Source organism: Labilibaculum sp., from assembly GCF_041595635.1.
In the GTDB taxonomy this organism is placed as follows: Bacteria; Bacteroidota; Bacteroidia; order Bacteroidales; family Marinifilaceae; genus Labilibaculum.
In genome coordinates, this window is sequence record NZ_JBFHJW010000089.1 from 1 (window position 1) to 11,878 (window position 11,878).

The following is an 11,878-nucleotide window of genomic DNA, read 5'->3' on the forward strand; positions in this document are numbered from 1 at the left end:
CCCGAACTTTTCAACCACAGAGAATCTTTCTCATTTTTTATTCGCTCCGGATTTCCAAACGTACGAAACTGCTTCTTATAAACATCATCTAATCCTGTCAGCTCCTTAAAAATTCTTGTCGCCGATTCATCCAAACGTTCACTTTTAAAAACATGATCGCCAGTCAAAACCCAATCGTCAATATCGGGATATTTCGAATCGTGCATTTCCAATTTCCGCTTGGACAACAAAATGTTAATGTTCGCATTATCGAAACCAAAAATAACACAGTCGACCGATATGTTCGAAATTTTTCTAAAATCCATAATTAATAAACGTTAATTTCACGTTTTATTTTTAGTGTTTCCCAAAACAAATATAGGAATCTCATTTTTCAATTCCCAATCATTCCCTACTTATGTGCAAAACATACATAAACGTATATTTCACGTAAAAATATCACACCAATGACAAAAAAACCATCAAAAGCCTTCAGAATGAACTATTTTTTCGATATTTTAAATATTATTATAACACTGATTACTAGTGCTATAATAAAATTGCAAACGATTTATTTTTAAATTTATTTGGAAGTTATCCTTTTTTTTAGATACATTTACAGCGCAAACGTATTAAGTACGTTTTATAGTTTTTAAATCATTAATTAAAACCAAAAGCGAGATGAATACTCCATTTACAGAAAGTAGACATTTAAAATTGGACAAGGTTTTTAAAAAACTACAGAAAATACGTTTAAACAGTATCAGATTATCCTTTACACTCCTTTTATTCGGATTTCTATTCCAGAATACAAACCTGCAGGCTCAGGAAGAAAGATCGCTCGCAGACCGATTTGACATTCATATGGATTTAAAGAACATGCACCTTTGGCATGGTTCAGTCGTTACCTCGGGAGCCATGTTAGCAAGTAGCCTCGAATACTCTTCTCTTGACCAAAAATTTATTTTGGGATTATGGGGTGGCACCAGCTTTAGTGGAGACTATAAAGAGTTTTCCTACTTTGCGAAATACCAGTTCTCATCCAATTTTTACGCTGAATTGATCAGCCACAACAACTATAGCAACGAGGAAGATCCAGATATTTTCAGTTACGACAAATACACTTCACCTAATTTCCTTGATATTGCTTTAGGATATACAATCTCTGAAGATCTTCCTTTAAGCATTTACTGGTCGGCCATACTATTCGGACAGGGAGGCGATTACGAAACAGAAAGTGACGGATCGGTTACCAATTCCTACTCGAACTACGTGGAAGTATCCTATCCGATTTTTAAGGATACGAAAGGCGAGCTGAAAGCCTTTGCTGGCGGAGCATTTTCTTTCACCACCGATAAAACTTTTTACAGCGACAAGGCCAATTTTGTAAATCTCGGACTTAGCCTTAGTCACAATCTGGATATTTTCTCCACCAAATTCCCAGTAAGTGGCACAGCCCTTTGGAATCCAGAAACAAAAGTTGGAGCATTACAATTAGCAATCACACTCTTTTAACAAACAATTCAAACGATATAAATCATGAAAAATGACTCGACGCGAAACTTCGCCCATCTTGATGAAGAGCAATTACCAGTAGCAAAAAACAAACTTCACGGAGGAAAACATTTTGCGGGATTATACGCTGGAGAACATGTTGCCGCAACTGAATTTGTAATTGGTGCCACCTTTGTTTCACTAGGAGCAAGCACAAGCGATATTTTATTCGGTCTTCTTATTGGTAACATTCTGGCCGTACTTAGCTGGACCTTTATGACCGCTCCTATCGCAGTTCAAACCCGATTGAGTTTGTACACCTATTTGAATAAGATTGCAGGAGATTCCATGACCAAATTATACAATTGGGCCAATGCAATTATATTCACCGTTATTTCAGCTGCCATGATCACCGTATCATCCTCGGCAGTACGATTTCTCTTTAACATACCCGCCCAGCTCAACTGGTATTCCACCAATGTTTGGTTTATCCTTATTGTGATTGCCGTTGGAATTGTTGTTGTATTTGTGGCCATTTATGGTTTTAGTACCGTTGCCGATTTCTCGAGCATATGTGCGCCCTGGCTCTTCACCCTTTTCGTTGCTGGAGCCTTAGCCCTTCTTCCTGCCCTGGCCTATTCGGTTATCGGATCAACTAGCATTTCAAGCTGGAGCGAATTTATTCACATTGGCGACCTATCCATTTGGAAGGGAGTTACCAACGACGGGGAAGCCGGAATCGGATTACTTGAAGTGATTGGCTTTGCGTGGGCTGCCAACACCATTACCCACGTTGGACTTATTGATATGGCTATTCTTCGTTATGCAAAAAAAGCAACTTACGGTGTTTATTCAAGTTTTGGAATGCTTTTCGGACACTATATTGCCTGGATTGCGGCGGGAATTATGGGAGCTGGAGCAGGAGTATTGCTTAACCAACCGGTTGTATCCTTAGATCCGGGAGATGTTGCCTACTACGCCTTGGGAGCTTCTGGTTTTGTGATTGTGATTATTGCTGGATGGACCACTGCCAACGCAAACCTATACCGTGCCGGATTAGCCGCTCAGGCCATTTTCAAGAATCATTCGAGAAGAAAAACCACATTAGTTGTAGGTATTTTTACGGTAATAATTGCTTGCTTTCCGTTTGTGTTTTCAAAAGTTCTTCCCATGCTTACCTATGCAGGCCTACTGGTTGTTCCTGTTGGTGCAATTGTATTTGCTGAACATTTCATTTTCCCAAAAATTGGCTTAACCAGATATTGGGCTTACTATAAAAAATTAGTAACAAGCAAACCTGCGGTTCTTGCCTGGGGTGCCGGTTTAATACTTGGTTTTGGATTGAATGCAATAAATGCAATGTCTTTCTACTATCTTTTTATTCCCACCTGGTTCTTTACAGTAATTTTATACACCATACTTGCCAAAATGAATGGTGCTAAAGAAGATTATTCAGAAGAAATCAAAGAAGAAAAGAAACTTCAAGCGGATATAAAAATCTATCAAGAAGAAAAAGCAAAAGATGAAAAAGTACAATACAAAGACCATTCTTTATTCTCGAAAATACTAAACAGCCTGTCAATAATATGTTTACTTATTATTACTGGTTTGGCACTGAATACGATGTTTGGAAGCGCCGATTTGGAGAGCTACAACATCAACAAAGACTTCTTTCACAAATATGCATTTTACTGCACCATCGGCTATTTTGTATTTGCCTACTGGAGCCTTCGTCGAAAAAAAGCATTAATAAAATAGAACAAAAATACAGGTATTATCAGCATAGCATTAGCCATTCAAAAGAATCAATACAATCTGCGACAAGCTGAGTACTATGCAAATAAAAAAAATAAAATGAAAACAGCTATAGCATTAAATCAAGAAAATTTAGGAGCAATGCCTTCTAATGTACAAACTCCATCTTACGACAGAGATAAGGTAAAAACAAGCATTGTTCACATTGGCGTAGGGAACTTTCACCGCTCACACGAAGCCTTTTACACTAACGAATTAATGGAGCGATATGGTATTTTAGATTGTGGAATTTGCGGAGTTGGCCTACTGGATTTCGACCGTAAAATTTACAACATCCTAAAAGATCAGGACGGACTTTATACCCTTGTCATTAAGAATTTGGATGGTACACGAAGCGCTAAAGTCATCGGCTCGATCGTAGAGTACATCTTCGCTCCTGAGAATCCAATTGCTGTGATTGAAAAAATGGCACATCCTGATATTAAAATTATATCGCTAACCATTACCGAAGGAGGTTACAATTTGAATGAAGCAACTGGTGAATTCGATTTTAGCAACCCGGTAATTGTAGAAGACATGAAGAATCCGATGTCGCCTAAAACCGTATTCGGATATTTAGCACAAGCCATGAAACTAAGAAAACAACGAGGTCTTGCGGGCTGCACCATTCAATCGTGCGACAACATTCAGGGCAATGGCGATGTAGCCAAAAAAGCACTACTAAACTATGTAGAAAAAGCCGAGCCTGAATTGCTTGCCTGGATCAAAGAAAACGTATCCTTTCCCAACGCTATGGTCGACCGAATTACACCCGTAACAGTTGCTAGCGACATCGAAAATTTACAAGAAGAATTTCAGGTGAATGATCAGTGGCCAGTGGTTTGTGAGCCTTTCATACAATGGGTGGTAGAAGATAAGTTTGCTGCAGGACGACCTGAATGGGAAAAAGTAGGAGCTCAATTCGTTACCAATGTTGTTCCCTTCGAAAATATGAAGTTGCGTCTGCTAAATGCCGGTCACTCGGTACTGGGAATGCTGGGTGCATTGCATGGCTACAAAACCATCGATGAAGCAGCTCACGACGAAGATTTTTCGGTATTTCTAAAGGCATTCATGGACGAAGAGGTCACTCCTATCCTGGGCGATTTAGGCGATATTGATTTGGATCAGTACAAAGCAAGCCTGATTAAACGTTTCCAAAATGTGTACATTAAGGATATTATACCAAGAATCTGTCTGGAAAGCTCCGCTAAAATTCCAATCTTTTTACTTCCTACCATTAAAGCACAGCTAGCAGGTGATGGTAATATTGCAAGAGCCGCTTTTGTTGTTGCCGCCTGGTGCAAATACAACGATGGAACGGATGAAAATGGCAACAGCTACGCCATTGATGATGCCATGAGCAATGAACTAATTCGTGCAGCCGCCCTATCACACCAAACACCAATCCGATTTTTAGAAATTGAACCGATTTTTGGAGATATGGTTGACAATAAAGCTTTTGCTGATGCTTTCCTGGCTTCTCTTAAAATGTTAAGAAGCAAAAAAGTAAAAGATTGTGTGAAAGAAATGAACTCAAAATTAGCCTAATCATGAAACAGATTGTATGCTACGGTGAGGTATTGTGGGACATGTTTCCAACTGGTAAAAAGCTGGGCGGCGCGCCCCTGAATGTGGCCCTAAGAGCCCAATCGTTTGGGCACAAAGCCTGCGTAATCAGCAGCATTGGTAAGGATGCCATTGGCAATGAAATTATCGATGAAATAAAAAGCTACTCCGCAAGTGTGGAGCACATTCAAACAAGCAAAAACTTTTCTACCAGCAAAGTGTTAGTGAAGTTAGATGAAAGCGGTTCAGCCTCCTACGAAATAGAAATGCCTTGTGCCTGGGATGATATTCAGCTGCTAGATCAAGACATTGAAATTGTGAAAGCCTCGGATGCTTTTATTTACGGTAGCCTGATTGCGAGAAGCAAAAGCTCACGCGAAACGCTATTTTCCCTACTTGAAAAGGCGAAATTTAAAGTCTTCGATGTGAATCTTCGTGCCCCTCATTACACCCAGGAAAGCATATCGAAACTAATGGAAGTGGCCGATTTTATCAAGTTTAACGACGACGAGATTTTTGAAATTTGTGCCAGCATGGAATTCCAGGATGAAAAGCTGGAAAAGTGCATCGAGTTCATCGCAAACAAAACCAATACAAAACAAGTTTGCGTTACCCTCGGTGGCGATGGCGCTGTACTATTTAGCAATAATGAGTTTGTGTACAGCAAAGGTTTCAGAGTAAAAGTTGCCGATACCGTTGGGGCTGGCGATTCCTTTCTGGCAACCCTGATCAGTAAACTTTTACAGGAAGCAGGTGCACAGGAAGCAATTACTTATGCTTGTGCCGTGGGTGCTATTGTGGCCTCTAAAAGTGGTGCAAATGGGGATATTTCAGCCCAGGAAATTGAAAATATAATTCAACAAACAAAGTAAAAAACTACACACTTTAATTGAATTGGGGAGGCTTTGGTCTCCCCTTTTTATGTACCAAGTAGAAATCTCCAAGGACTAGCATCGGAAATAGAATCCGTTCTGCCTTTGGGGAATAGATCAGAATGAGCTCTGTGGATCAAAAATGAACTCTGTAACAGTACAATCGGGCATTCCTAATCCAAAAATGATGATGTATCAATAGAGTTCCGCCATAAATTGCAACCTCCTCTGGCTTTTATCCCTCAACCCATGTAGATGAGTTCTTTTTTTCGTGTTGCAACTTTCTTTCTCTGACGAATTGCACTGTAAAATATCGAATTGCTTTGTTTGGGAATTATTGTTTTGTAGATTTAAATTTTCAAATCCAACTACTTTATGCATAGATTTTTCTGTTCCCTAAATAAGCCCAGGTATAGTTCCTGCCGTCTTTACCCCGGATACCGATTCAACCAATAAACTGGTAATCTACGCACTTATGAAATACTCCAAAAAACTCCTTTCAAGACCTAAGCCTTCGGGTCACAGAAACTGTTAACAGAAAAGATGGCTAGTGGTTCCACTCATTAAAAATAATCCGCAATTCCACTTCAAATTCAAAGTGTTTTCATTTTTTGTGCCTGCTTAAAACCACTATATTTAGGGCTTAATTGAGCAGTCTGATCAATTTTAGACAAACTGCTACTATGTGTAATCCCCCAAAAAAAATAGATGAAAAAAAAATTTAGCTTTAGCATCCATTCTTTTTCTACTGATTATGGGATGTTCCCTATCAGAAACGTCTACTTCAAGACAAATTAAAACCAAAGTTGAACTAAAAGACAACTGGTATTTCCTGAATGGAGAAAGGTTTTTTATTAAAGCAATCGGTTACGAAATTGGTGCTCGTCCAGGACAACATCCTTATGAGGATGAGAAAAAAGACCATCTTGAATTAATGAAATATGATCTTGAAAACATTTAAAAAGGAGGTTATAATGCGATACGAACCTGGAGTCAGTTTTCCGAAGCTCAACTGAAACTTGTACAGGAATCTGGCCTTAAACTCATTATGGGTTTAGATGTTAATCCAGCAAAAGACTATGGAGATCCTAAATTCATAAATCATTATAAAACACAGCTGGAGAATATTTTGAAATATTCACCAAAATATGATTGCATCATTACCTATTTGGTTATTAACGAACCTCAAACAGATCATATTCATAAGGTTTCTGCCAGGGCATTTAAAAATTTAATGAAAATGATGGTAGATATGATTCATAAAAAACATCCAAATATACCGGTAACACTTTCTGCAAATGCGATGATTAGCGATTATATGGATGAAAGTATGTATGATGTATACGCTTACAATTGTTATGGTTACAACGAAGGCCAAACAGCAAGCATGGGACTTAGAGACTATGTTAAAGGATTAAATACCTTAAATGGATTAGACAAACCGTTTATAATTACTGAGTTTGGACATTCAGTATCACCCAAAGGAGGTTTTGGAAGTTTTGGTTCCCGAAGCTTAAAAGAACAAAGCGATGGGCTCATCTCGAATTATCGAGACCTTATAGATGCTGGTGCTGTTGGCATGTGTCCCTTTTACTATGCTGATGGCTGGTGGAAAGGTGGCGAAAAAAACATTCATAATGTAGATCAACCAGAAGAATGGTTTGGCTTCTGGGGCTATGAAGATGTAAACGACAAATATGGCTCTCCTCGTCCGGTTTGGTTTGCAATGCGCGACTATATGAAAGCGCTTATTATAAGTCCTAAAAATAAAACAGTACACAGCAATACAACTATACCTATTGAGTTATATAATGATCAAAGCATTAAAAAAGTAGTTATTAAATCGCGTGATAAAATTATCTATTCTAAAAACATAACAAAAGAAGGTTATTTTGCAGATCAATTAACAATTAATCCGGTTGGCCTGGAAGCAATGGAACTGGCTTTTGAGTTTTTTGATGGCGAAGATAAGCTTGTGAAAAACGAATCGATTATAATTCTGGCTTCTAAAACTGCTATTGAACTGCCCAAGCTAAGCATAGAAGTAACACCTGAAAAAGATTTAAACGAGGCTAAAGTTGGAAGCATTAAAACGAAAATAGAAACCAATGAAAATTTTAAATTGATTAGCGATTTAATCGTTAGCTACAATACGCATCTTGGATGGGACGTTGGTCCACAGGTATCGGTTCCAATTCAGGAGCAAATGGATAAAAAAGTTATTACTTCTGAAAATTCCTTTCCGATTCCTGATAATTGCTGGTTTGTAAATGCATCAGCAGGAATATCTGTCAGGTATGGTAAATTCACCTTTAAAATTCACGACCAAAAATTAATTTACAGAGGTGATTGGGCTAAAGAAATCAGTCGAAAGTAAGCCCTCACAAGAATAGGTATCATTCTAAAAGTGATGCAAATCAGTTTAAATTACGGGAACATTGGCCGTTGATCAATAGTACATCATAGCATATTCTATGTTCCCGGATTTTTTGATATATTGAAAATCATTAATTACTAACCCTAAGTTAATTGTAGATTATGAAGAAATTTATTCCTTTATTTTTAGCAGTAATTCTTATCAGTGCATGTAGCACACCCAATCCCCGGGAATTTAAAACAGATACGATGTTTGAAGCTTTTCAACCGCCTATTGCATATGATGATGCAAAAGAGCAAGCAGTAAAAATTCTGGACCAGATGACCATTGACGAAAAGATATCAATGATAGGTGGTCACAATGTATTTTTCACAAAAGGATTTGAAAAGTTTAATGTCCCAGCCATGTATCTCTCAGATGCCACCCAGGGAGTGAATATACGTTCACATCTCGACGATCAGCTGGAAAAATCGGTTGCATTCCCAAGCCCAATTGCTTTGGCAAGTACCTGGAATAAGGACCTGGCAGGTGAGTATGCAAAATCGATTGGTGAAGAGTGTAGAGCTGGTGAAATTGCAGTACTGCTCGGACCTGGCATGAACATCTATCGTATCTCGCAAAACGGTAGAAACTTTGAATACTTTGGAGAAGACCCATACCTGGCTGCCCGAATGATAGAAAACTATGTGGTAGGAATGCAAAGCACAGGTACAATGGCTACCTTAAAACACTTTGTAGCCAATAATACCGACTACAAGAGAAGAACATCAAATTCTGTAGTCGATAAAAGAACTCTGCATGAAATTTATTTACCCGCCTTCGAAGCCGGTGTTGATGCAGGTGCTATGGCCGTGATGACCTCCTATAATTTAGTAAATGGTGAGCATGCCGGACAAAGCAAGGATGTTATAACTGGTCTTCTACGTGAGGATTTAGGTTTCAAATGGATCGTCATGAGTGACTGGTGGTCGGTATACGATGCCGAAAAAGTAATAAAATCGGGACTAGACCTCGATATGCCTGGCGAACCAAGAGCTGAATATCCTGATTATATGAAGAAAGATGAATTCTTTTTACGTTACTCTGCTAAATCGCTTCTCGAAGAAGGGAAAGTACAAGAAGAAGATATCAACAGGATGGTTACCAATATCCTTACAACAGAAATTGCCATGGGATTGCTTGAGCGTCCGATCAAAGATTCTACCTATTTCGAGAACTTCGACCAACACGTAGGAGTAGCCTTGCAAACCGGAAGAGAAAGTGTTGTATTGCTTAAAAATGAGAATGTTTTACCTATTGATAAAACCGGTGAAATCTCGATCTTATTGACTGGCGAATATGCCGATAAAATTCCCCACGGGGGAGGTGCTGCCGAGGTAGTTGGATACGATCATGTGACCATGCTGGCAGCTCTTAAGGAGATTTATGGCGATAAAGTAACCTATATTGAAAACCCAACTGACGAAGACCTAAAAACATTCACTCATGTAATTTACAGCACAGGAACATTTGATTCTGAAGGATGGGATAAATCATTTGATTTCCCCGAAGTAATTAATTCGCAAATTCAACACATCGCTTCCTTAAATAAAAACACCATTGTATCGGTTAGCTCCGGAAGTGGTACGAATATGAGCGAGTGGAACGATGATATTGCCGGGCTGCTTTACAGCTGGTATCCTGGTCAGATTGGCTTTAAAGGTTTTGCTGAGATAGTTGCCGGCATTACAAATCCATCGGCCAAACTGCCTATTACCATTGAGAAAAAATTCGAAGATTCCCCAGGATATGGCTACCTACCAGAAGGAAAAGAATTGTATACCGGTTGGGACGAAGATCATAGAATTATTGACCCAATAACGGATGTGAACTACGACGAAGGCGTATTTGTGGGTTACCGCTGGTATGAACACAAAGCTATTGAGCCACTTTACGCTTTTGGTTTTGGCTTGTCGTATACCAACTACGAATACAGCAACTTGCAGTTAGAAAAAGAATCGATTAAAGCAGGAGAAAAACTCAACTTAAAAATCGATGTAGCTAACACTGGAGCTGTTGATGGTAAAGAAATTGTTCAGGTCTATGTTCGCGATGTTGAATCATCGGTGGAACGTCCTTTAAAAGAGCTGAAAGATTTTAAAAAGGTGAGTATCGCTGCCGGAGATAAGCAGACCGTTTATTTTACTTTGACCGATAGAGATTTTGCATTTTGGGATGCAGCTACCGAAGATTGGAAAGTAGAAGCAGGTCAGTTTGAAATCCTTGTGGGTACCGCTTCAAATCATATTTTAGCAAGTGCTAAACTTGAAGTAAGTAACAAATAACATCAAAAAACCGAATACACAATCGAGTAGACAATCGAGTAGACAGGTGGCGGTCTATTGACCGTCACCATGCCTCTCACATCACCTTCCTGTTTACACTAAGAATTTAATGGAGAATAGAAAATCACGACTAGCAGTCGTGATTACTCACGATGAGATCAGGAGAAGATGATGAAAATTATTTATTCCCCTAAGGGGATAGTATCAATAAAGGGGAAGCTTCGGCCTCCCCTTTTTTTGTGCTTCTGAAGAATAGCATACAAAAAGAACAATCGGGAAGTTGAAATCAACAATTGAGCATCGCAGACCAAAATAGACATTGCAGACATGAGAATGGGCTCCGCAGCAGCAAGAACAGACATTATTACTACAGTTTAGTGAATTTATTGCTTAAATTTAAGACTCCTTAGTAAAAGTTGTATTGAAAAAACTGTCGATCAAGTATATTATGACCAAGAAAAAAAAGACCTTAATAATCAGAATCATTTTGTTCGTTGGAACGGCAATTTCCATGTTTTTTGTACCATGGATTTTAGTTAAAGCCTGGATTTTACCTCTACCTGATACTATTCAGGAACAAGTAGATGAAGCAATTGGACATGGTTTTGACGGCATGATTGTTTATGTGGACCAGGCAGGAAAATCACCAGAATATTACACAGGTGGCTGGAAAGACAGAGAAAATAAAATACCAGCAGACCCAAACTCATTGTTTAAAATTGCAAGTATTAGCAAGTTATATACCGCTGTAGCAGCTACGAAATTGGTCAAAGAAAAGCGTTTGTCTTTTGATAAAACACTCGCTGATTATCTTCCAGAACTGATAGGTAGAATTGAAAATGCTGAAGAAATTACCTTGAGGATGATGATTCAGCACCGTTCTGGTATTCCAAATTTCACAGATAATCCAGCCTATTGGGAAAACGAACAGAAAAATGGCGAAAATGCCCTGGATTTTGCCCTCGACCTACCTGCTAGTTTTAAACCTAATGGAGGATATGAATATTCAAACACGAATTATTTATTGCTTCGCAGGATTATGGATGATGTTTTAGGCTATAGCCACAATCAGTATATCAAAGAGAAAATATTGATTCCTCTAGAGCTGAAAAATACCTTTTTTTCGATTACTGAAGTCGATTTAGAGGATGTCATGAGTGGATATTATGTTGGCTACGAGGAGGATTTTAAAGCTCGTGAATATGGGATGCTGGCTACAGCAGAAGATGTGGGTATATTTTTGCGAGCCTTAAACGATGCTTCGGTATTTGACGAGGGAGAAAAGGAAATCTATCCTTATGAATACAATCATGGAGGTTTGGTAGTTGGCTATCAAAGTCTTGCAGAATACCACAAAGATATAGACGCGATTGTGGTTCAATTCATCAATACCACAGATTTTAATGGTTATGAATGGAACTTATCGGAAATTACAATAAACCGAATTGTAAAAATCATTAGAAAGAAAA

9 protein-coding genes and 1 pseudogene are annotated in these 11,878 nt (G+C 38.6%); 8 read left to right on the forward strand and 2 right to left on the reverse strand.

Features of this window, described 5'->3' with window-relative positions:
• Window positions 1–305: pseudogene (locus ABYT26_RS16510) on the reverse strand (NUDIX hydrolase); the annotation flags it as partial.
• 355 nt (window positions 306–660) lie between these two features.
• Between ABYT26_RS16510 and ABYT26_RS16515 the strand changes: the two are divergent.
• The 7 genes from ABYT26_RS16515 (at window position 661) to ABYT26_RS16545 (ending at window position 10,409) form a co-directional block, all read left to right on the forward strand.
• Entirely contained in the window at window positions 661–1,494 is an 834-nt protein-coding gene (locus tag ABYT26_RS16515) for a hypothetical protein (protein WP_372755921.1), read from the forward strand.
• Window positions 1,495–1,518: 24 nt separating this feature from the next.
• Entirely contained in the window at window positions 1,519–3,231 is a 1,713-nt protein-coding gene (locus ABYT26_RS16520; RefSeq protein ID WP_372755923.1) for a cytosine permease, read from the forward strand.
• Window positions 3,232–3,327: 96 nt separating this feature from the next.
• On the forward strand, window positions 3,328–4,818 hold the full coding sequence (locus tag ABYT26_RS16525) for a mannitol dehydrogenase family protein (RefSeq protein WP_372755925.1): 1,491 nt from the start codon (window positions 3,328–3,330) through the stop codon (window positions 4,816–4,818).
• A 2-nt stretch (window positions 4,819–4,820) separates the two neighbouring features.
• Window positions 4,821–5,708 (forward strand): carbohydrate kinase, encoded by an 888-nt coding sequence (locus tag ABYT26_RS16530; RefSeq protein WP_372755927.1) that lies wholly within the window; start codon window positions 4,821–4,823, stop codon window positions 5,706–5,708.
• Window positions 5,709–6,462: 754 nt separating this feature from the next.
• A complete protein-coding gene (locus ABYT26_RS16535) occupies window positions 6,463–6,669 on the forward strand; it encodes a hypothetical protein (protein WP_372755929.1) in 207 nt (68 codons plus the stop codon).
• Window positions 6,670–6,756: 87 nt separating this feature from the next.
• A complete protein-coding gene (locus ABYT26_RS16540) occupies window positions 6,757–8,085 on the forward strand; it encodes a hypothetical protein (RefSeq protein WP_372755931.1) in 1,329 nt (442 codons plus the stop codon).
• Window positions 8,086–8,246: 161 nt separating this feature from the next.
• Entirely contained in the window at window positions 8,247–10,409 is a 2,163-nt protein-coding gene (locus tag ABYT26_RS16545; protein ID WP_372755933.1) for a beta-glucosidase, read from the forward strand.
• Window positions 10,410–10,591: 182 nt separating this feature from the next.
• Here ABYT26_RS16545 and ABYT26_RS16550 read toward each other — a convergent pair whose 3' ends face one another.
• Entirely contained in the window at window positions 10,592–10,771 is a 180-nt protein-coding gene (locus ABYT26_RS16550; protein ID WP_372755936.1) for a hypothetical protein, read from the reverse strand.
• Window positions 10,772–10,857: 86 nt separating this feature from the next.
• Here ABYT26_RS16550 and ABYT26_RS16555 point away from each other — a divergent pair.
• On the forward strand, window positions 10,858–11,878 hold a 1,021-nt coding region (locus ABYT26_RS16555), incomplete at its 3' end, for a serine hydrolase domain-containing protein (protein WP_372755938.1).